At 70.4% G+C, this 21,547-nt stretch carries 12 protein-coding genes; 6 read left to right on the forward strand and 6 right to left on the reverse strand.

Annotation, left to right across the window (positions count from 1 at the left end; genetic code table 11):
• The first annotated feature begins 49 nt into the window (after window positions 1-49).
• The 3 genes from Pla163_RS03045 (at window position 50) to Pla163_RS03055 (ending at window position 5,192) form a co-directional block, all read left to right on the forward strand.
• Window positions 50-1,435, forward strand: coding sequence for a KamA family radical SAM protein (locus Pla163_RS03045; RefSeq protein WP_145183375.1), 1,386 nt, complete (start codon window positions 50-52; stop codon window positions 1,433-1,435).
• Between the two features lie 147 nt (window positions 1,436-1,582).
• Window positions 1,583-3,457 carry a DUF1592 domain-containing protein gene (locus Pla163_RS03050; protein WP_145183378.1) on the forward strand — a complete coding sequence of 625 codons (1,875 nt, stop codon included), beginning with the start codon at window positions 1,583-1,585 and terminating at the stop codon, window positions 3,455-3,457.
• A gap of 412 nt (window positions 3,458-3,869) precedes the next feature.
• Window positions 3,870-5,192: a DUF1552 domain-containing protein gene (locus tag Pla163_RS03055; protein ID WP_145183380.1), complete on the forward strand. Its 1,323-nt coding sequence runs from the start codon at window positions 3,870-3,872 to the stop codon at window positions 5,190-5,192.
• A 310-nt stretch (window positions 5,193-5,502) separates the two neighbouring features.
• Here the strand turns inward: Pla163_RS03055 and Pla163_RS03060 are convergent, their stop codons facing one another.
• The 3 genes from Pla163_RS03060 to Pla163_RS03070 form a co-directional block, all read right to left on the reverse strand.
• The gene (locus tag Pla163_RS03060; protein WP_145183383.1) at window positions 5,503-6,489 is read right to left on the reverse strand and encodes a deoxyhypusine synthase family protein; all 987 of its coding nucleotides are present in this window, start codon (window positions 6,487-6,489) and stop codon (window positions 5,503-5,505) included.
• A 205-nt stretch (window positions 6,490-6,694) separates the two neighbouring features.
• Complete coding sequence (locus Pla163_RS03065) at window positions 6,695-8,620, reverse strand: ABC transporter ATP-binding protein (RefSeq protein ID WP_145183386.1); 1,926 nt, start codon at window positions 8,618-8,620, stop codon at window positions 6,695-6,697.
• Window positions 8,617-10,506 carry an ABC transporter ATP-binding protein gene (locus tag Pla163_RS03070; protein ID WP_419186261.1) on the reverse strand — a complete coding sequence of 630 codons (1,890 nt, stop codon included), beginning with the start codon at window positions 10,504-10,506 and terminating at the stop codon, window positions 8,617-8,619. The genes Pla163_RS03065 and Pla163_RS03070 overlap by 4 nt, the downstream gene beginning before the upstream one ends.
• Before the next feature lie 119 nt (window positions 10,507-10,625).
• Here Pla163_RS03070 and Pla163_RS03075 point away from each other — a divergent pair, with 119 nt between their 5' ends.
• From Pla163_RS03075 to Pla163_RS03085, 3 genes are all read left to right on the forward strand, one after another.
• A complete protein-coding gene (locus Pla163_RS03075) occupies window positions 10,626-11,699 on the forward strand; it encodes a putative zinc-binding metallopeptidase (RefSeq protein ID WP_145183392.1) in 1,074 nt (357 codons plus the stop codon).
• A gap of 64 nt (window positions 11,700-11,763) precedes the next feature.
• Window positions 11,764-12,954 (forward strand): radical SAM protein, encoded by a 1,191-nt coding sequence (locus tag Pla163_RS03080; protein ID WP_145183395.1) that lies wholly within the window; start codon window positions 11,764-11,766, stop codon window positions 12,952-12,954.
• A 364-nt stretch (window positions 12,955-13,318) separates the two neighbouring features.
• Window positions 13,319-14,344: a D-alanine--D-alanine ligase family protein gene (locus tag Pla163_RS03085; protein ID WP_145183398.1), complete on the forward strand. Its 1,026-nt coding sequence runs from the start codon at window positions 13,319-13,321 to the stop codon at window positions 14,342-14,344.
• Between the two features lie 79 nt (window positions 14,345-14,423).
• Here Pla163_RS03085 and Pla163_RS03090 read toward each other — a convergent pair whose 3' ends face one another.
• The 3 genes from Pla163_RS03090 to Pla163_RS03100 are packed head-to-tail and all read right to left on the reverse strand — an operon-like array spanning window position 14,424 to window position 21,432.
• Window positions 14,424-19,496: an efflux RND transporter permease subunit gene (locus Pla163_RS03090; protein WP_145183400.1), complete on the reverse strand. Its 5,073-nt coding sequence runs from the start codon at window positions 19,494-19,496 to the stop codon at window positions 14,424-14,426.
• Window positions 19,493-20,755 carry an efflux RND transporter periplasmic adaptor subunit gene (locus tag Pla163_RS03095; protein WP_419186262.1) on the reverse strand — a complete coding sequence of 421 codons (1,263 nt, stop codon included), beginning with the start codon at window positions 20,753-20,755 and terminating at the stop codon, window positions 19,493-19,495. Before Pla163_RS03095 ends, Pla163_RS03090 begins: the two co-directional genes overlap by 4 nt.
• On the reverse strand, window positions 20,755-21,432 hold the full coding sequence (locus Pla163_RS03100) for a CerR family C-terminal domain-containing protein (RefSeq protein ID WP_419186263.1): 678 nt from the start codon (window positions 21,430-21,432) through the stop codon (window positions 20,755-20,757). The genes Pla163_RS03095 and Pla163_RS03100 overlap by 1 nt, the downstream gene beginning before the upstream one ends.
• Window positions 21,433-21,547 lie beyond the last annotated feature (115 nt).

Genomic DNA, 21,547 nt, shown 5'->3' on the forward strand with positions numbered 1-21,547 from the left:
CATCGAGGCCCGTGTCCGCGCCCCGCTCGAACGTGCGCCCACCCCCTCGATGACCGATCGCTCTCCGCACCGCTACCGCGCCATCGGCGCCAGTCGACTCGACGAGATCGAGCCGCTGCGCCAGCTCGATCCCGCACTCCGTTTCGACATGCGCGTGGTGGCGAACGTCCTGCCCTTCCGCGTGAACCGGCACGTGGTGGACGAGCTGATCCGTTGGGAGGATGCGCCCGACGACCCGGTCTTCCAGCTCGTGTTCCCGCAGCGCGGCATGCTGTCCGACGCACACTTCGAGCGCATGGCGGAGGCGCTGTGGCGGGTCGACGAGTCGGACGGCGGAACTCCGAGCGCGGCGTCGAAGGCCGAGATTCGACGGGTGGCCGACGGGATCCGCGCCGAGCTCAATCCGCACCCGGCCGGCCAGCTCGATCAGAACCGTCCGACCTTCGAGGGGCGCCGCGTGGACGGTCTCCAGCACAAGTACCGCGAGACGGTGCTGTTCTTCCCGGCCGCCGGCCAGACCTGTCACGCCTACTGCACGTTCTGCTTCCGGTGGGCGCAGTTCGTCGGCGACTCGGAGCTGCGCATGGCGGAGAGCGACGGGACGCGGCTGGTGCGCTACCTGGCCGAGCATCCCGAGGTCTCGGACGTGCTGGTCACGGGCGGCGATCCGGCGATCGTGCGCACCGAGGTCCTCGCGCGCTCTCTCGAGCCGCTGCTCGCGCCCGAACTCGCGCACGTCCAGACCGTGCGCATCGGAACGAAAGCGCTGACGTTCTGGCCGGCGCGCTTCGTCAGCGATCCCGACGCGGACGCACTGCTGCGCTTGATCGAGCGCCTGGTCGCCGGCGGCAAGCACGTGGCGATCATGGCGCACGTGGGGCACTGGCAGGAGCTCGACCATCCGCTCGCGCGCGAGGCCGTGCGCCGTCTGCGCGACGCCGGCGCCGTGATCCGCAGCCAGGCGCCACTGCTGCGTCACGTCAACGACGACGCCGCCACGTGGGCGCGCACCTGGACCGAACAGGTGCGGATGGGCATCGTTCCCTACTACCTGTTCGTCGAGCGCGACACGGGCGCGCGCGCGTACTTCGAGCTGCCGCTCGCGCGCGCCCACGCGATCTACAACGAGGCGATTCGCCGCTGTTCGGGACTCGCGCGGACCGCCCGCGGACCGTCGATGTCGTGCGTGCCCGGCAAGGTCGCGATCGACGGCGTCGTCGAAGTCGCCGGCGAGAAGGTCTTCGCCCTGCGCTTCCTCCAGGCGCGCGATCCCGAGTGGGTCGGCCGCCCGTTCTTCGCCTCGTTCGACGCGCACGCCACGTGGTTCGACCAGCTGCGACCGGCGTTCGGCGAGCGCGATTTCTTCTTCGAGCCGGCGCTGCGGGCCCAGGGCGTCGCGACGCCGCGCGTCCTGCGTGAGCGCGTGCGGCGTTGAGCGACGGGGATCACGCCCGTTCGGCCCGAACGTTCCGCCGCTGACGCACGTTCGCCGCGCGCGAGGCGGCGCGAGTCGATCACTGCTCCGCTCGGCGAGCGCGGACGCTCGGCGCTCCCCTCGCGCACTGGTACCGTCTGCGCTGCCATGATCGTCCTCCACGCTCCGTCCGCGCTGCGAGCGCTCGCCACCGGGCTCTGTCTGGTCGCGAGCCTCGGCCTCGGCCTCGGTCTCGCCGGTCCGACGACCGCGGCGCACGCGGGCGACGACGCGGGCACTGGTCCGGACTCCGAGTTCCGCGTTCTCGTCGACGGCGCCTGCACGACCTGTCACGGTGGGCCCGTGCCCGAGTCGGGGCTCGATCTGGAAGGGGACTTCGCGGCGCTGGCGGCGGACGGCGAGCGCTGGCGCGATCTGCTCGAGCGCGTGTCGGCGGGCGAGATGCCGCCGCCGAGCGCGCTCGCCGAGGACGGTCCCGATGCGCCGCGACTGTCGGCCGAGCAGCGCACGCGCTTCCTCGAGCTGGGTGGCGAGTTGCTCGCACCCGCCGCGCCGCCGCGCGCGAGCACGCTGCGCCGACTGACGCGCTTCCAGTTCGAGCACAGCGTCGAGGCCCTTCTCGGCGTGCGCTACGACGCGTCGCGCACGTTCCCACGCGACGCGGCCGCCGACGGGTTCGACACGGTCGGCGACGTGATGTTCCTGACCGACCTGTTGGTCGAGAAGTACTTCGACGCGGCGGTCGAGATCGCGAACGCGGTGCAGAGGGACGACGCGGCGCGGGCGCGGCTCGCCGGTGAACCGCGCGCGGTGGTCGAACGTCTGCTTCTGTTCGCGTTCAGGCGCCCACCGACCGAGGACGAGGTCGAGGGCCGACTCGCGCTCGTCGCGGAGGGCGACGAGCCGCTGCGCGCCGTGCTGCTGTCGATCCTGGTCTCGCCGCACTTCCTCTTCCGCGTCGAGTCGGACCACGCGGGCGAGCGGCCGCTCCCGCTCGAACCGCACGAGTTGGCGGCGCGCCTCGCGTTCCTGGTCTGGGGCCGCGGGCCCGACGCCGAGTTGTTCGAGCTGGCGTCGACCGGGGCGCTGGTCGAGGACCACGTGTTGCGCGGGCAGCTCGCGCGGTTGCTCGACGACCCGCGCAGTCGCGTGCTGGCCGACGATTTCGGCGCGCAGTGGCTCGGCTATCGACGGATTCTCGAGGCCGCCGTCGACTTCCGCACCTACGAGGGTTTCTCGGACGGGCTGAAGCGTTCGATGTACGAGGAAAGCGCGCGCTTCTTCGACACGCTCGTGCGCGCGGACCTGTCGCTCGTCGACCTGGTGGCGGCCGACTGGACGTTCGTCGATCGCACGCTCGCGAAGCACTACGGGATCGAGATGGAGCCCAAGGGCTTCGAGCGCGTCGAGGTCGCCGAGTTCGGCCGCGGCGGCGTCCTCGGCCAGGGCAGCGTCCTGACGATCACGTCGCACCCGGACCGCACCAGCCCCGTGCTGCGCGGCGCGTGGGTGCTCGACGCGCTGCTCGGGACGCCGCCTCCGCCGCCGCCGCCGGATGCCGGAGCGCTCCCGCCCGAGCGCGGCGGGGACGCGGGCAAGGAAACGGGCCCGACCGTGCGGGCGCGGCTCGAGCTGCACCGGGCCGAGGCGCGCTGTGCGAGTTGCCACGCGCGCATCGATCCGCTCGGGTTCGCGCTCGAGGAGTTCGATGGCGTCGGAGTGCGGCGCGCGACCGAGAAGGGGGCGCCGGTCGACACGCTCGGTGTGCTGCCGGATGGGACCGAGGTCGACGGCGCACGGGCGTTGGGCCGCTACCTGGCCGAGCGGCCCGAGGCGTTGGCGCGCGCGTTCGTCGAGCGGCTGTTCGTGTACGGGATCGGCCGGGCGCCCGAGGCCTGGGACGAGCCGGCGATCGAGGGCGTGCTGGCGGCGGGGGAGGAGCGCGGGTGGCGCACGCGCGCGCTGATCGAGGCGTTCGTCTTGTCGGCGCCGTTTCGCGAGCGGGGTGTGACGGCGCGGTGACGGGCGGGCGTCGGTGAAGGCCGGGGCGCGTGACGGCGACGCGACGACGCCGGGCTGAGCGCTGAGTGCTGCGTCGTTCGAGCGCGACTCGCGATGGTCGCCCCAGCGATGGTTGCGGCGGTGCGTGCCGCGGACACCGTGGCGCCGTGATTGCAGGAGTGGCGGTGCACGCCACAGCTCACGGAGGAAGAGCATCGGTCGCCCAGGACCCGCAGGCTCGAACGTCCGCAGTCGCGGACCATGGATCGGCGAGGGAGGGCCCGCGCGTCTCGGCAGCTGGAACATCGTTCGCCGCCGGTCCGCGGGCTCGCGAGACGGGCGGGGTGACCGACGCGCCCATCCGTGCCGCGCCTCGCTCCGCCGCGCGCGCCGCGATTGGCGCGCGACGAGCCGCCGTGGCACCCTTGGATCCATGTGGAGCACGACCTCACGCCGGGCCTTCCTGCGCGGAGCGGGCGCGGCGATCGCGCTGCCGTTCCTGCCGTCGTTCGCGCGCGCGTCGGTCCTCGGGGCTCCCGCGCGCCCGCCGGTCCGCCTCGGCTTCTTCTTCATGCCGAACGGCGTTCTGCCGAGCGCGTGGACGCCCAAGGGGGTCGGCGCCGAGTACGAGCTGTCGCCCACGCTCGAGCCGCTGGCCGCGTTGAAGGCGCGCACGCTCGTGCTGTCCGGCCTGCGCAACGCGAAGGCGCGCACCGGCGAGGGGCACTACGTGAAGACGGCGTCGCTCCTGTCCGGCGCGCCCGTGCGCAAGACGGCTGGGCGCGACCTCGAGGTGGGGGAGAGCGTCGATCAGCTGGCGGCGCGCTTGCGCGGTCATCTGACGCCGCTGCCGTCGCTCGAGCTGAGCCTCGAGCCCGTGCGCAACGTGGTGGACATGGGCTTCTCGACGGTCTACGGCGCGCACATCTCGTGGAGTTCGCCGACGCGTCCGGTGCCGCGCGAGATCGATCCGCGGCTGGTGTTCGAGCGGATGTTCGACGCGTCACGGCTCGGTCGCGATCCGGCCCATGCGAGCGTGCTCGATCTGGTGCGCTCGGACGCGCGCGCGCTGCGAAGTCGGTTGTCGAGCGCCGACGGCGAGAAGGTCGAGGAGTTCCTCGAGGGGCTGCGCGCGCTCGAGCTGCGGGTGCAGCGGTTCACGGAGGCGAGCGACGAGCGGCGCCGAGCGGTCGACGCCGGCGCGCGGCCTGCGGACGACCTGCCCGACGACTATCCGACGCGGGCGCGCCTGATGCTCGAGCTGATCGCCCAGGCCTTCGCCACCGACACGACGCGCATCGCGAGCCTGATGTGGGGCAACGCGGTGTCGAGTCGCAGCTTCCGCTTCCTCGACGGCGTGGACAGCGGCTTCCACCCGGTCAGCCACCACGAGAACGATCCCGACAAGCAGCGGCAGTACGCGCTCATCAACCGTTGGCACGTGGCCGAGTTGGCGTGGCTGGCCGAGCGCCTCGCGTCGATGCCCGAGGGCGAGGAGGGCGGCAGCGTGCTCGACAGCTGCGCCCTGTTCTTCGGTTCGGGCCTGCGCGACGGCAACAAGCACGACCCCAACGACCTGCCGATCGCGGTGGTGGGGGATGCGGGTGGGCGGCTGGCGACCGGTCAGCACCTCGCGTCCAAGAAGCACACGCCGTTGTGCCACGTCTACGTGGACCTGTTGCGCGCGTTCGGTGCGCCGGTGGATCGGTTCGGGGATGCTGTGGGCGGACTCGAAGGGGCCAGCGTCGGCGTGTAGCGCGGTAGGGAGCCTGACACGCGAGCGCCTCCCCGCCGCGACGGTGCGCTGCGTTTCGCAGCGTCGTCGGCCGGCGGGGAGGCGCTCGCGTGTCTGGCTCCGTACCGAAGCGCAGCACGGACGCGAGCGCGGCTGGCGAGGCGAGATCGCGCTGGCGAGCCGGTGTGCCCGCGTCGGGGGCTGCTCCTGGGGCTACTCCGGGGCGTACCTGGCGGTACGGAGCCAGGCACGCGTTCGCCACCTCGCCGCGGTACGTCGCTGCGAAACGCAGCGACGTCCTGCGGCGAGGTGGCGAACGCGAGCCAGGCTCCTACCACCCGAGCACGTGCGCGAAGATCAGGGGGGCGACGATCGTCGCGTCGCTCTCGATCACGAACTTCGGGGTCTTGGGCTCGAGCTTGCCCCAGCTGATCTTCTCGTTCGGCACCGCACCGGAGTACGACCCGTAGCTCGTCGTGCTGTCGCTGATCTGGCAGAAGTAGCCCCAGTACGGGCACGGGTCGCCCATGTCCTGGTGGATGAGCGGCACGACGCAGATGGGGAAGTCGCCCGCGATGCCGCCGCCGATCTGGAAGAAGCCGACGCCCGGATCGCTCGGGTTCGTGGCGCAGGACTTGGTCGTCGCGAGGTACCAGCGGATCAGCGCGTCCATGTACTCGAGGCCGCTCTTCACCGTGCCGATGCTGTTCACGTTGCCGCGGTAGGCGTGGCTGACGAAGATGTTGCCGAGCGTCGAGTCCTCCCAGCCGGGCACGAACATCGGCAGATTCTTCTCGGCCGCCGCGACCAGCCACGAGTCCTTCGGATCGATGTGGAAACTCGATGGGTCGAGCTTCTTGCTCACCAGGTCGAACAGGAACTCGTGCGGGAAGCGGCGCTCGCCGGCGGCCTCGGCCTCCTGCCACAGCTCGAGGATCTCGTTCTCGATCGCGCGGAACGCCTGCTCCTCGGGGATGCAGGTGTCCGTGACGCGGTTGAGGCCCTGGTCCTCCAGCTCCTTCTCCTGCTCCGGCGTCAGGTCGCGGTAGTTGGGCAGCCGCTTGTAGTGGTCGTGCGCCACCAGGTTGAACACGTCCTCCTCGAGGTTCGCGCCCGTGCAGCAGATCGCGCTGACCTTGCCGGCGCGGATCATCTCGGCCAGCGACAAGCCCAGTTCGGCCGTGCTCATCGCGCCGGCCAGCGTCACCAGCATCCGCCCGCCCGCGTCGATGTGCGCGGCGTATCCGTGCGCGGCGTCCTTCAGGGCGGCGGCGTTGAAGTGGCGGTAGTGGTGCTCGACGAAGTCGCGGACGTTCATGGTTCGCTGGAGGAGGTGCGCTGGGGCGAAAGGCGTGGGGGTGAGCCGCTGCGGTGCTACCGGCTCGGCGCGGCATTGGAGCACGGGCCACGGCACGACCCAAGAGCGCGCCCCACGGTCCGCTCGCGACACCGCCCACCCGCTGCGGCGACGCGACCGAACCGGCGTCGTTCCGCCGCTCGCCTCGCCGCCGACCCGCCCGCGCTCAGTCCTCCTGGTACTGACGCTCGTACAGCTCGCGATAGCGCCCGCCGGCGGCCATCAGCGCGTCGTGCGAGCCCTGCTCGAGGATCCGGCCCTTGTCCATGACCAGGATCCGGTCCGAGTGGCGGATGGTCGACAGGCGGTGAGCGACGACCAAAGAGGTGCGGCTCGCCAGCAGTTCGTCGACCGCTTCCTCCAGCAACTCCTCGGTGTGCGTGTCGATGTTCGAGGTCGCTTCGTCCATCAGCACCAGCTTGGGCGCGGCGGCCATGGTGCGCGCGAACGCGATCAGTTGGCGCTCGCCGGCCGACAGGTTGCGACCGCGCTCGGCCAGCACCGTGTCGTAGCCGCTGTCGAAGCGCTCGACCACCTCGTCGAGGTTCAGGCGCCCGGCCGACGCCAGCGCTTCCTCGCGCGTGATCTCGCCGCGCGACAGTTGCAGGTTCTCCATCACCGTGCCCTCGAACAGGAACACGTCCTGGTGCACGACCGCGATGCGCGAGCGCAGGTCGCGCAGCGTCATGTCGCGCACGTCCACCCCGTCGATGCGGATCGCGCCCGACGTCACGTCGTAGAGGCGCGTGATGAGGCGCAAGAGCGTCGACTTGCCCGAACCGGTCGCACCGACGATGGCGACGCGCTCGCCCGGTTCGATCGTGAACGACAGCCCGCGCAGCACCTCTTCGTCGAGGCGCGTCGGATAGCGGAAACGCACGTCGTCGAACTCGATGCGGCCGACGGCGTCGGGACTCGCGGGTTCGCTCGGCTCGGCCAGGTGCTCGGCGTGGTCGAGCAGGCGGAAGACCTTCGACGCGGCGCTGGCGGCGTTCTGCAGCACGGTGATCTTCAGCGTCAGTTCGGTCAGGGGCTGGAAGAACCGGCCCATGAGGTCGACGAAGAAGAACAGCGTGCCGACCGTCAAGCCGACCGCGGCGGCGTCGGGCACGCTGAGTTCCTCGGCGATCAGTCCGCCGCCGTACCACAGGATCAGCGCGGTCGTGAACGAGCCCAGCATCTCGACCAGCGCCGACAGCGACGATTCCCAGCGCACGACGGTCAACTGCGACGACAGCATCTCGCCGGTCACGCCTCCGAAGCGCTGGCGCGTGTCCTCCTCGCGCGTGGACGACTGCACGATCGACATGCCGACGATGTGCTCGTGGATGAAGGCCGCCATCTTCGAGCGCCAGGACACGAACAGGTCCTGAGCCGTCCGGACGCGCTTGCGCACGAACGTCGTCACGACCAGGAAGATCGGCACGACGCACATCGAGACCAGCGCCAGTTCGCTGTTCACGTAGAACAGCACGACCGTCATCACCGTGATGTTGACCAGGTCGCCGAGGATCGTCACGACGCCCGTGCTGAACAGCTCCTGCAGCGCTTCGATGTCGGTCGTGACGCGCCCGATCAGGCGGCCGACCGGCGTGCGGTCGTAGAACGACGACGACAGGGACTGCAGGTGGCGGTAGACGCGCACGCGCAGGTTGCGGAGCGCGTTCTGGCCGGCGAGTTCCAGCAACCAGACCTGTCCGCGCCGCGCGACGTACTCGGCCGCGACGAGCACCATCAGCGCGCCGGCCAGGATCGCGAGCGGGTGGACGGAGTCGCCGAAGACCGACTGCACGCGCGTCTCGACCGAGCGCCACAGCCCGACCACGTTCGCCCAGCGCCCCTCGGCGGCCTGTGGCGCGAGGTACAGGTCGATCGCCAGCGCGACCAACAGCGGTTGTGCGATGCGCAGCGCCTGCGTGATCAACAGCAGCACGAGGCTGGCCGCGATCAACCAGCGCTGCGGCCGCATGACCGACCACATGCGCGCGAGCAGCCCGGTGTCGAGCGAGCCCTTCTCGTCGAAGTCGACGTCGATCTTCGCGACCTTCTCGGCGCGGTTGACCGGACGGTCCGTGGGCGGGGGCGTGCTCATCCGTCCGCCTCCGACTCCGAGCGCGTGCCCGCCGACGCCTCGGCTCCGGCCGTGCCGCCGACGGCGCCGCGCGAACGGTCCTCGCCGTCCGCGAACGGGTTGCCCTCCTGTTCCTGCGCCTGCCACAAGGTCGCGTACAGCCCGCCGCCGGCGACCAGCTGGGTGTGCGTACCGGTCTCGGCCACGCGACCTTCCTCGAGCACGAGGATGCGATCGGCGCGGCGCAGCGTCGACAGGCGGTGCGCGACGATGATCGTCGTGCAGGTGCCGAGCACGCGTTCGAGTCCCGACAGAATCGCCGCCGCCGTGTCCGTGTCCACGGCCGAGAGCGTGTCGTCGAGGATCAGGATCTGCGGCCGCTTGACGATCGCGCGCGCCAGCGCCACCCGCTGGCGTTGACCACCCGACAGGTTGACGCCGCGCTCGCCGACGACCGTCTCGAGGCCCTCGGGGAGTTGGTCGAGGTCCTTCGAGAGTTGCGCGATCTCGATCGCCTCGAGCACCCGCTCGCGCGGCGCGTCGGGCGCGGCGTAGATCAGGTTGTTCCACAGCGAATCCGAGAACAGGAACGCGTCCTGCGGCACGTAGCCGATATGGCTGCGCGTGTCCTCGAGGTCGAGCTGCTCGACGGGCGTTCCGTCCAACCGGTAGCGCCCCGGGTCGATCTCCTCGAGGCGCGCCAGCACGCGCGCGAGCGTCGTCTTGCCCGCGCCCGTGCGACCGACGATGCCGAGCGTCTGACCGGGGCGCACCTCGAAGGTGACGTCGTCCAGCAGCGTGCGTCGCACCGCGCCGGCGACCCGAGCCACGGCGGGGGAGGCCGAGACGGTCAGGTGGTCGACCTCGATCCGGCCTTCGAGCGACGCGACGGGCGCGGTCGGACCCGGCGTGCGGAAGCCGGGCGGTTCCTCGAGGACCTCGGCGATGCGATCGAGCGCAGCGGCACCGCGCTGCAACGAGCTGATGACGAAGCCCAGGGCTCCGGTCGGCGCGGCGAGCAGCTGCAGGTAGATGAAGAACGCGGCCAGGTCGCCGACCGCGATCGTCCCGGCGGCGACGCGCGGGATCGACAAGAGGAGCGCGAGCGCCAAGGTGACGCCGCCCAGCGCACCCATCATCGGCATCAGGGTCGAACGCGCGCGCGCCACGTCGAGTTGCAGGCCGCGGTAGGCCTCGACCCGGTCGGTGAAGCGCTGCGCCTCGAAGTCCTCGAGTCCCAGCGTCTTGATGACCTGGATGCCGGACAGGCTCTCGCCCAGCTTCTCGCTCATCTTGCCGAGCGAGTCCGACGCCTCGCGCGAGCCCTCCTGGATCACGCGCGCCAGCTGCCGACTGCGCCAGACGAAGACCGGGAACGGCAGCAGCACGATCAGCGTCATCAGCGGATCGATGCGGATCATGAAGAACGCGCCGACCGCGAAGAGCAGCGCGGTCTCGGCGATGTACATGAGCACCGGACCCGTGAGGCCCTGCACGTTCTGCACGTCGTTGAGCGCCCGGCTCAGCAGCTGACCCGAGCTGAAGCGCAGGAAGTAACTGGGCGGCAGCTCCGTCAGGCGCCGGTAGATCCCCTGGCGCATGTCGTGGGTGACCCAGCGGCAGGCGCTGAGGATCGTCAGGCGGCTGGCCGTGCGCGTCAGGGCGCCGAGGACCGCCGTGATGACGATCGCGATCGCCGCCGCCGACGCCAGCTGTCCCGCGCCGCGCCCGTCCGGCCCGTTCCCGTCGGGGGAGGCCAGCGCCACGCGCAGATCGTCGATCGCGCCGCCCAAGAGGGTCGGGATCCACAGGCGCAGCACCACCGCGGCGATCAGGGCGATCGCTCCGAACACGTACCACAGGCGGTAGCGACGGAAGTAGGGGAGCAGCTCGATGAGGGGGCGCATGGGGCGGGCCGGATCCTCGGCCGAGCGCCGCATTCAAGCAACCGGGCGAGTCTCGCGCGAGCGTCGTGAGCCGTTCCTCACGGGCCCGCGCTCCGACCCACGGGCGTTACCCTGTCGAGGTGTCGTCCCTCTCGCTCCAAGGCCTCCGTCCACGCGCCGCGAACGCCCGCGCCCGCTCGAAGCGCCGCTACTGGTGGAGCGATCTGCCCGACGACGAGCTCCTGACGGTGCCGCTGTCGGAGCTGGGGCTCGAGATCGAAGGCTCGCCGCTCGAGGAACGCCTGCGGGTGCTGTGCGACGACCTCGAGCGCGCCGGGCTGCGATTCCGGCCCTACGTCTGGCTCTCGACCGACTGGTTCTGCCCGGACGGTTGCACCGGCTTCGCGATCCCGTTCTTCCTGGCCAGCAAGCGGCTGATGGCGCTCGAGCGCAAGCTGTTGTTCGACGTGGAGGGCGGGACGTCGGACGAATGCCTGCGCCTCCTGCGGCACGAGACGGGGCACGCGCTCGACAACGCCTACCGCTTGCGACGCCGCCGCGAGTTCCGCGAGCACTTCGGGCCCGTGTCCCAGCGCTACAAGGCGTCCTACCGCGCGAATCCGGTCAGCCGCCAGTTCGTCATCAGTCTCGACGGTTGGTACGCGCAGAGTCACCCGCTCGAGGACTTCGCCGAGACGTTCGCCGTGCGCATCGGAGAACCGCGCACCTGGCGCAAGCGCTACGCGGACTGGGCGGCGCTACGCAAGCTCGTCTACATGGACGAACTCCTGACCGAGGTCGGTGAGTCGACGCCGGCGCTGCGATCGACGGCGCGGCCCGAGTCCCTGTCGCGCGAGAGCCAGACCCTCGGCGAGTACTACGTCCAGCGGCGCAAGGACTACCTCGACGAGGACGAGCGCGCCGACCAACGCCTGAGCGCGGTCTTCGAGGCCCGCCCGCGCCGTTCGCGCCGCGAGTCGGCAGCCGGTTTCCTGCGCGCGAACCGGCGTGACCTCGTCGAAGCGGTGTCCAACGTCTCGCGCGTCGAGCGCTACGTGGTCGACCAGGCCCTGCGCGAGATGGTGCGCGGGTGTCGCCGCCTGAGCCTCGCGGCCGACCGCGACGATCCCTCGACCATGGTTCGCGCCGGCGCACTGTTGGGCGTGATGAGTCACGAGCTGGTGACGAATCGCAGCCCCGAGTTCCGGCGTTAGGCCCGTGGTGGCCACGCGGAAACCCTCCACGGAGGATCGTTTGGAACCGGGGTAGAATCGCGCGATGTCCACAGAAGGCTTCCTGCTCGCGACCGACCCGCCCTCGCCGTGCCAGCTCCGCGCCGCGCGACCCGACCGAGCTGCCTCGGTGGAGTCACGTGATCGAGCCGACGCCGTCGTCGCCGCGACGCTGGCCCAGAGTTCGATCCTGAACGCCGACAAGGCGCGCAACGTGCGGGCCCTGGCCGACGACTTGTACGAGGGCCGCTCGGTCTGGAGTGGCGTCCCGACGCGGATCAGTATCGATCTCCACGCGCGCTGCAACGAGCGCTGCGTCTTCTGCGACGTTCCGCGCGGCGACCCGACGCGCATGGCGATGGGCACCGTGGAACGACTGTTCGACGAGATCGGCTGGGGAGTGTTCGAGGTGCTTCCCGTCGTCGGCAGCGAGCCGACGCTCGGACCTCTGCACGAACTCGCCGCGATCCTTCGTCGCCACGGTTCGTACCTGGACCTCATCACGAACGGGGCGCGCATGACGCCGCGCTATCTCGACGGGCTGATCGACGTCCTCGGACGCCTCCAGATCTCCTGCCCGACCGACGATGCGAAGGTCTACCGCGAGTTGATGCCGAGCGTGGACCCCGCGCTCGTGATGGACAACATCGCAGCGGCTGCGCGCCTGTTGCGCGAGCGCGGCATCCCCTTCCTCGTGTCGGCCGTCGCACTGGCGCAGAACGTCGAACACCTGGCGGGGTACCTCCATCGCCTCGCCGACCTCGGCGTCGAGCGCATGGTCGTTGCCCGCCTCTTCCCGCAGACGCGTCGCTTCGCCGAGCTCGATCCCGTCGGCAACCTGGGCGAGGCACGCACGGCGCGTGCATTCGAGAGACTCCTCGAGGCGGCGATCGAGCGCGGCGTCCACCTGGAGACGTGCATCGAAGAACTGCATGCGTGTCCGGACATCGCGCCGCCCAAGGCTTCCGCCTTCGACGTGCTGCAGTCGGTCGCGGACCTCGTCGACCTGTACCGCCCCGGGTTCTGCATCTCGACCGCGATCACGACGTTCGTCCACGTGGACGGCACCGTGACGCCGTGCCTGCGCGACCACATTCCGCTCGGCAACCTGCACACGAGCCCGTTCGACGCGATCTGGAACGGCCCCGCGATGCAGCAGCTTCGTCGCGAGCACTTCGACGGCGCGCGCAGCTCACGCTGCGACGCGTGCATGGAGTACTTCCTCGGTCACGCCTGAGCGTGTCCGTGCGAGCGCCGCGGCGGACCTGTGTCCAGCGCGTGCGCGGCGTTCCTCGGGCTCGTGCGGCGGCGCCCGACATGGCGACTCACGCGGCCACTCACCGGACGGCGCACATCGGTCGGAGCGCCGCGAAGGACCGGACGAACCGTGGCTCCTTGTCGGGCGCCGCCTCAGTCCTGGCACTGGAGAGCCGCTCCATCCGATCTCCCTCGGGTCCGGATGTGGTGGTTCGTGCCCATGATCGATGACAGTCTCGCGTGAGTGGGCTCCCCGGACGCCCGCTCGGAAGTCGGACTCCCCCGTCGCGACCTCGCGTCCGAGGGTCGAGGAGTCCGAGCACCGAGTCCACGAGACCGAATCCATGAGAAGGCGCCGCATCCTGCTGTTGGTCCACGAAGGGCTCGAACCGCCCGCGTCGATCGAGGGCCTCTCGTCCCAGGAGATGGCGCCGTTCAAGGCCGAGTACGACGTGCGCGTGACGCTCGAGGAGCTCGGTCACGACGTGCGCGTGCTCGGACTCGGCGACGAGCTGGGGCCCCTGCGCGACGCGATCACCGAGTTCGAGCCGCACGTCGCGTTCAACATGCTCGTGCACTTCCGCGGGCTGGCGAACATGGATGCGCACGTCATCAGCTATCTCGAGCTGCGGCGGCTGGCGTACACGGGCGTCAACCCGCGTGGGCTGGTGCTCGCGAACGACAAGGCACTCTCGAAGAAGATCCTCGCGTACCACCGCATCCGCGTTCCCGGCTTCGCGGTCTTCCGCAAGGGCCGACGGGCCAAGCGTCCGGCGAAGCTCGGCTTCCCGTTGATCGTGAAGGGCGCGACCGAACACGCGTCGCTCGGCATCGCGCAGGCGTCGATCGTGTACAGCGACGAGGAACTGGCCCAACGCGTCGATCTGATCCAACGCACCGTGTGCCCCGAGGCGATCGCCGAGGAGTACATCGAGGGGCGCGAGCTGACCGTGTCCGTGATGGGCAACGAGCGGCTCGAGACCGGTCCGGTGTGGGAGCTGTCGTTCGACAACCTGCCGGCGGGCTCCGAGCCGATCGCCACGCGCAAGGTCAAGTGGGACCACGCCTACCAGGAGCGCATCGGCCTGCGCAGCGGCCCCGCCGCCGAGCTCGAGTCCGACGTGGCAGCGCGACTCGAGAAGCTCGCCAAGCGCATCTACAAGATCCTGGGCCTCTCGGGCTACGCGCGCGTCGATCTGCGGATGCGGCCCGACGGCGTGCCGTTCGTGCTGGAGGCCAATCCGAACCCCGACCTGTCGTTCGGAGAGGACTTCGCCGAGAGCATGGAGAAGCGCGGCTACTCGTACCCTCAGCTCGTGGAGAAGCTCGTCAGCCTCGGCGAGCGCCACGCCGCGAACGGGCCCGGTTGACGTCGTTCGACGCCCCCGGGCCCGCTCGTCGGTGGCCCTTTCGTCGGTGGCCCGTTCGCTCGTATGGCCGCGAGCCCGACTACTCGCCGCGCGCCACGGCCCGCTCGAAGGCGGCCAGCGCGCGGTTGTAGTTCGCGATCGCTTGGACCTCGTCCAGCTGCGCGCGCGCGAGGCTCTCCTGGCGACCGAACTTCAGCGCCAGGAACTCCGGCGTGAGCCGCGAACGCTGCTCCTCCTCGGCCAACAATGCGCGCAGGTTCTCGGACTGCGCGATCCGCAGGCTGCGCGTGGCGCCGATCAGCTCGTAGCTGGTGCGCAGGTCGCGCAGGGACTGCTTGACCTCCAGCACGATGTCGCGGACCAGTTCCTCGTAGGCGAGCAGCGCGATGCGGCTCTCGATCCGCGCGCGGCGTTCCTCGGCGCGACCGGCGCGGTTGCCGAGCGGCACCTCGTAGCTGAGGCCCAGAAGGCCGCCGATGAAGCCGTCACCGACCATGCTGTCGACGCCGTTGCCGAACGTGTCGTCCTCGCCGAGGGCCTCGACGCGCGCCACCAGGTCGAGGCGGGCCTGCGAGAGGTTCTCGGCCACGCGCGCGCGCAGCTGGGCGTCGCCGACGTCGAGCAGGGCGATCTGCAGTTCGGGCCGCCGCTGCAGCGCCGCGTCGATCGAGCCGGCCAGGTCGATCGTCACCGGCTCGAGCGCGAACGGCTGTTCCGCCGTCAGACGCCCGTCCGCCGCGAGCGTCCCGTCGGGATCGTCGAGCAGCGCGATGAGCGAATCCGACGCCTGTTCCACGAGCAGACGGGCGCGCACCAGGTCGGCGCGTCGCTGTTCGACCGTGGCCACGGCGTCGGCGAACTGGGCCGCGTTCGTGTCGAACTCGCGCCGCGCGCCGAGCACGCGCACGACCTCCTCGCCGCGCGCGACTAGACGCTGTTGGATCAGACGCCGCGCCTCGGCCTCGGCCAGGTTCCAGTAGGCCTGGGTCACGAGCGCTCGCAGGGCGAGGACGTCCGCGCCGATCTCTTCGTTGGTACGCGCGACCTGGCGCTCGGCCAATCTGCGCGCGAGGTTCGTCGCCTCGTCGCCGTACCCGGCGAGCAGCGGCTGCGTCAGCTCGAGCGCGACGCCCGCGCGCCAGGCCGGATCGGGCGTGAACGCGATGCCGGGCGACTGGTTGTCGAAGCGCTCGGCGAAGGCCGTGGCCGACACGGTCGCGCCCGTGGAGAGCAGTTGACGCAGACCCGACTGCACGCGCAGGCGATCACTCGTCGACTGCGGCGAGCCCAGCGGCGTACCACCGATGGTGGGGACGGGGCGCGGCTGGTCCACGCGCTCGTACTCCGCATCGGCGAAGAAGACCGAGTCGAACGCACCCGACTCGGCGAGCACGCCCTCGGCCGCTGCGTCGGGGCGCAGACGCACGCCGCGCAGGCCGAGGTTGTGCTCGAACGCCAGGTCGAGCGCGGAGCCGAGACCGATCGACGTCACGCGCGGCTCGGCGCCGGAGAGATCCGCGGTGCGGTCCGGTTCGAGCGTGCGCCACGTGGACTCGCCGCCCAGGGACTCGAGTTCGTCGAGTCGGTTCCCCAGCAACTCCTCGATCTGGTCCTCGCTGAACGTCGTCGTCAGCGTCGTGCCGGTCGGGACCGCGGCCACGGTGTCGCGCACGATGCGTTCGGCCACGGCGTCGAAGCGACCGTCGTTCACCGAGCGCTCCTGGGTCGAGCTGCAGCCGCCCAGTCCGAACGTCGCGAGCGCAGCGAGCAGCATGCCCGTCGCCGCACCGAGAGCGGGCGTGGAGTAGTCGAGCTCGGTGCCGCGGCGCTTGGCGAACCAGGCGCTGGCCTCGAGGTACAGACCGAGCAGCATCGGCACGAGAACGAGCGTGAAGATCGTCGAGACCATCAGGCCGCCGACGACCACGCCGCCCAGACCGCGGTAGAGCTCGGAGCCCGAACCCGGCATCAGCACCAGCGGCGCCATGCCACCGACCGAGGTCAGCGTGCCCATGAAGATCGGGCGCACGCGACTGCGGACGGCTTCGGTGATCGCCTTGCGCGGCGGGAGGCTGTGGAGTTCCGCCTCGTCGCCCTCCTCGCCTTCGCCGGCCGGACGCATGAAGTTCAGCGTCTGGTGCACGATCAGGATCGCGTTGTTCACCACGACGCCGATCAGGATCACGAAGCCGAGCATCGTGAGGATGTCCAGGTTCTGCACCGGCAGGTACGGGTCCTTCAGGCTCCAGAAGTGGACGCCAGCCAGGGCCGCGAAGCCACCGAGAGTCGCGAGCGGCACGCTGAACATGATCACGAGCGGCAGGCCGAAGCTCTGGAACAGCACGCACATCAGGAGGTACACGACCAGGAGCGCGAGGACGAGCGAGCTGCCCATGATCCCTGCGAACGTGCCGTCGCCCAACAGCGCCTTGCTGACCGAGTCGAGCTTGCTGGCGGATCCTGCGAACGCCGTGTCGACGCCCGCGGGGATCGCTCCGCTCGCGCGCGCACCTTCCAGCGTCCGCGCGATGTCGTCGATCGCTTCACCCAGCGGCACACCGGCGGGCGGCGTGAACTGGATCGTGATCGAGCGCTGTCGGCCGACGCGGTTGATCTGCTGGGGCGCGTTGACCATCTGCTCCGGCGCGACGCTGCCCAGCGGGACCTGCATCCCGAGCGGTGTGGCCAGCGGCGTCTCGGCGATACGGTCGAGTCCGTTGGCCGCCAACGACGTCTTCGAGATCAGCTTGAGGTCGACCGTGTCGCCATCGAGTCGGTACTCGCCGATGATGGCGCCGTCGCCCAGCGCGAGGATCGACTGGGCCACGTCGTCGAACGTCAGGCCGCTCTCGGCCATGCGCGTGCGATCGGGCACGAAACGCAGTTCGGGGGTCGGCACGTTGAAGTTCGACGGGTCCGGCTGGGCCTTGCCGGGACCGTACTTCTGCATCAGCTGCATGAAGACGGCCAGCGCGCCCTTTCCGACCTCGTCGAGGTCGTCGCCGGTGAAGTCGATCTTGATCGCCGAGCCGGAGTTGCCACCGAGGCGGAACAGCGGCACCTGGAACGCGAACGCGAACACGTCGGGCGTCACTTCGCCGCGGGTCGCTTCGCCGAACAGCGGCAGGATGTCGACGACCTTCTCGGGGTCCTGACTGATCGCGCCGTGGAACATGATCCCGTCGAAACTGACGAGGAAGTAGTTGTCGAGCGGCGGCCCCTTGACGGTCCGCTCGACCTCGCCCGTGGCGAAGTTCATCACGGGAATCGTGACGGCGTCTTCGAGGACCTTCTTCTGCTCGGGCGATCCCAACTCCTCGCGACCGGCGACCCAGTGCGGGCGCATCGTCTTCTCGATGCGCTCGGCGAGGATCGTCTGCTGCGTCAGGTTGTAGCCGGGCGGCGGGATCAACAGACCGAACACGAGGTTGCGGTTGCCGGTCGGCAGGTAGTCGGTGGGGGGGACGAGCGCGAGCGTGCCGTAGATCGAGCCCGCGGTCATCGCGACGATCAGGACGATGCGCGCGATCACGCTCCCGCCCAGGAGGTGCACCATTCCCGCGATCCCGTCCGGAATGCGCGAGGGCGACCACCAGCCGCGCTTCTTGGGCTTCTGGCCCACGGGCAGCTGCTTCTTCGCCTTCAACAGACGCGCCGCCGTCGCTGGGATGACGGTGATCGAGACCACGAGGCTCAGGACGACGGCCGCAACGATCGCCAGCGCGATGTCGCGGAACAGCTGGCCGGCCTCTTCCTCGATCAACAGCACCGGGACGAACACGACCGCCGTGGTCAGCGTCGCTGCCACGACCGCGCCGAGCACCTCGCGTCCGCCGTCGATCGACGCGCGCACGGGCTTCTTGCCCATCTCGAGATGTCGGTAGATGTTCTCGAGCACCACGATCGCGTTGTCCACGACCATGCCGATCGCGAACGCCATGCCCGCGAGGCTGATGACGTTGATCGAGCGGCCGAGGCTGACCATCACGACGATCGCGCCGATGACGGAGATCGGGATCGCCAGCGCGATGATGCCGACCGAGCGGAGCGAGCGCAGGAACAGCAGCAGCACGAGGATGGCGAGTCCGCCGCCCAGGTAGATGTTGTCCGTGACCAGCGCCAGCGCGTCGTCGATGTAGACCGTCTGGTCGAAGGCCTGGTCCAGGTAGAGACGGCCTTCGAGACCGATCTTCGACGCGTGCGTCGCCAGCAGGCCGTCGGGTGCGTTGAGAGCCACGATCTCGGCCTTCAGCGCGTCCATGACCTCGATCACGTTCGTGCCGACCTCCTTCTGGAAGTTGATCGCGAGCACGCGCTGTCCCATCGAGCGCACGAACGTCCGCGCCTCCTTGTACGTCTCGCGCACCTCGGCCACGTCGCCCACGTACACCGGGCCACCGGCGGTCTGCGCGATGACCGTGCGCTCCACGTCGGCGGGCGTCTCGTACAGACCCGCGAGGCGCACGCGCACGTTCGACTTGGACTGCTCGAGCGCGCCGGCCGACACGTCGCGGTTCTCGGCCCGCAGCGCGCGCACCATGTCGGCGGGGGTGAGCCCCTTCGCCGCCAGCAGCTCCGGATCGAAGACGACCTGGGTCTCGCGTTCGCGGCCGCCGAGCACGTTCACCTCGGACATGCCGGGGATGCGTTCGAGGCGCGGCTTCAGGCGGTCGGCAGCGAAGTCCTGCAGGTCGCGGATGTCGCGCTGCGTGTCCTCCGAGCGCAACAGCACCCAGGCGATGTAGTCGCGGTTGTCGGGGTCCGAAGCCTCGATGACGGGCTCGTCGACGTTCTCGGGGTAGTTCGAGACCTCGCGCAGCTTGTCGGAGACCTGGCGCAGCGCCTCTTCCTTGGGCATGCCGACGGCGAACTCGAGGCGGATCTGCCCGGTTCCCTGTTGGCTCTTGCTGGTCATCGCCTTGAGGTTGGCGATGCCCTGCAGCTTCTCCTCCTGCTTGTCGACGACCTCGCGCTCGACCTCGAGGGGGCTCGCGCCTTCCCAACGAGTCGTGACCGCGATGATCGTGTCCTCGACGTTGGGCGTCAGTTGGATCGCGATGCGTTGGAACGCGACGACGCCGGTCAACAGGACGAGGAGGACCCCGACCGCGACGGTGACCGGCTGGCGAACGGCGGAACGGACGATGTTCATTGGTCGTCTCCGTCGGTCGGAGCCTGGTCGCGAGGCGCAGCGCCTTCCGGTGCCTCGTCGCCCTCCGGCGCACCACCACCCTGCGGCGGCCCACCCTGCGGCATCTGCTCGCCTTCACCCATCGCACGCACCGGCGCGGTCGGGTAGAGCCGCTCGTTGCCTTCGACGATCACTTGGTCGCCGGGCTGGATGGCGGGCGAGCGGACCACGGCGCGGTCACCGAGCAGGAACAGCACGTCGACCGGCGCCATGCCCGCGGTGCTCGGTGCGCCCTCGCCCTGACCGGGGCGCACGACGTAGACGTACGACCCGGTCGCGCCGCGCAGGATGCCGTCGCGACTGACGGTCAGGTGCATGGCGCGCTCGCCGGTGGGGACCTCGGCCACGACCGACATGCCGGGCGCCAGGCCCTTCGGATCGGCCAGGTCGACGATCAGCGGGAACGTGCGCGCGGTCGAGTCGATCTGCGGCACGACGCGCCAGGTGTCCGAGCTGCGGCGGCCGGCGGCGGCGACGTCGAGTTCGACGGCCGAGGTCTGGGCCGACAGCGGGCCGTAGTAGGCCTGGGGCACGTCGATGAAGGCTTCGAGTTCGGTGTCGGCGACCAGTTCGACGATCGTCGCGCCCGCGCCGAGCCACTGACCGACCTCGGTGCGGCGACCGACGACGACCCCGGCGAAGGGCGCGGTCGGGGCCATGTCCGCGATGCGCTGGCGCAGGCGATCCACCTGGGCCTCGAGGACGCCGATGCCGCGCGACGCACGCTGCAGTCGGGCCTTCTCGATGGTCACCTCGGAGCGGGCGTCGGCCAGCTCCTTCGGGTTGACGGCGTCGCGCTTCGCCAGCTCCTCGAGGACGTCGAGGTCGTGCTGTGCGCGGGCGACCAGCGCTTCCTGTTCGGTCACGCTCGAGCGCGACTGTTCGAGCTCGGCCGCGAGGACCGCGTGCTCGTCCTCGAGCCGACTGGCGTCGAGGCGCGCGAGCACCTCGCCGGCCTTCACGCGCTGGCCCTCGCGGGCGAGCAGTTCGGCCACCAGACCCGGCTCGCGCGCCGCCACCATCGAACGGCGCTTGGCGCGGATCTCGCCCGACACGCGGCGCATGTTCTGAACTTCCTGCTGCACCGCCGGATCGACGCGCACGGGCGTCGGGGGCGGGCCGCCCTGGGCGAGTGCGGGCGCGCCGAGGCACGTGACCGCGAGGAGGACGCCGAGCGAAGTCGGCGAGACGACACGCGAGAGCAAGGTGGGAAGAGACATCATGCGTCGGGAGTGGGTCGGGCGCTCGAAGCGAGGGCCTTGGTGATCTGGGCGTCGCGCAGTCCGATCCCGCGCAGCGAGAAGCGGATGACGTGGTCGGTGATGGCCTGGACGTCGCGCTTGGCGTGCGGACGGCCGCGCAGCCCCTCGAAGAACGGCCGGAAGAGGTGCTGGTGCAGCAACTGGCCGAAGAGGCTGCGGGCGCAGAGGCGCGCCTCCTTCGGCTTCAACTCGGGCCGGGCGGCGCGAATCGCGTCCTCGAGCGCTTGTTCGCGCGGTTCGATGAACTGGCGCAGGACGTCGTCGAGGGCTTCACTGGGCTGCATCGCCTCGCGCAGCATCAGGCAGCTGCAGGCGTTCAGCTCGCGGTCCTCGAGCAGGCCTGGAAGGAACGCACGCACGAAGACGGCCAGGGCGCGGGCGGCGTCGGCCGGCTTGGTGAAGGGGCCGTCGAGCTCGCTCCACGCGCGTTCGAAGCGCTCGTCATGCATCGCGCCCCGCACCGTTTCGAGGTACAGGGCGCGCTTGCTGCCGAAGTGGTACGAGATCGCGGCGATGTTGGCGCCGGCTCGCTCCACCAGCTCGCGGGTCGCGACCGCGTCGAAGCCGCGCTCGGCGAACAGGGTCTGGGCCGAGTCCAACAGGGCTTGGCGAGTGGCGGAGGCGCGGCGGTCCATGGCGGGGGCCCGACCGCGGGCGATCGAGGGCGGGGAGGGTAGAGTCGCGCTCGCCGACATTCAATCGATCGATTGATTCAATCCGTGTGAAGGCGTCGAGGTCGCGGGCTCGCCC

Source organism: Rohdeia mirabilis (assembly GCA_007750655.1).
In the GTDB taxonomy this organism is placed as follows: domain Bacteria; phylum Planctomycetota; class UBA1135; order UBA1135.

What these genes read in the sequence shown, in the direction of transcription:
- Pla163_RS03090 (WP_145183400.1), bottom strand. Translation starts at nt 19,496, where the DNA reads ATGAACATCGTCCGTTCCGCCGTTCGCCAGCCGGTCACCGTCGCGGTC.
- Pla163_RS03065 (WP_145183386.1), bottom strand. Translation starts at nt 8,620, where the DNA reads ATGAGCACGCCCCCGCCCACGGACCGTCCGGTCAACCGCGCCGAGAAG.
- Pla163_RS03050 (WP_145183378.1), top strand. Translation starts at nt 1,583, where the DNA reads ATGATCGTCCTCCACGCTCCGTCCGCGCTGCGAGCGCTCGCCACCGGG.
- Pla163_RS03095 (WP_419186262.1), bottom strand. Translation starts at nt 20,755, where the DNA reads ATGTCTCTTCCCACCTTGCTCTCGCGTGTCGTCTCGCCGACTTCGCTC.
- Pla163_RS03085 (WP_145183398.1), top strand. Translation starts at nt 13,319, where the DNA reads ATGAGAAGGCGCCGCATCCTGCTGTTGGTCCACGAAGGGCTCGAACCG.
- Pla163_RS03070 (WP_419186261.1), bottom strand. Translation starts at nt 10,506, where the DNA reads ATGCGCCCCCTCATCGAGCTGCTCCCCTACTTCCGTCGCTACCGCCTG.
- Pla163_RS03060 (WP_145183383.1), bottom strand. Translation starts at nt 6,489, where the DNA reads ATGAACGTCCGCGACTTCGTCGAGCACCACTACCGCCACTTCAACGCC.
- Pla163_RS03080 (WP_145183395.1), top strand. Translation starts at nt 11,764, where the DNA reads ATGTCCACAGAAGGCTTCCTGCTCGCGACCGACCCGCCCTCGCCGTGC.
- Pla163_RS03100 (WP_419186263.1), bottom strand. Translation starts at nt 21,432, where the DNA reads ATGGACCGCCGCGCCTCCGCCACTCGCCAAGCCCTGTTGGACTCGGCC.
- Pla163_RS03045 (WP_145183375.1), top strand. Translation starts at nt 50, where the DNA reads ATGACCGATCGCTCTCCGCACCGCTACCGCGCCATCGGCGCCAGTCGA.
- Pla163_RS03055 (WP_145183380.1), top strand. Translation starts at nt 3,870, where the DNA reads ATGTGGAGCACGACCTCACGCCGGGCCTTCCTGCGCGGAGCGGGCGCG.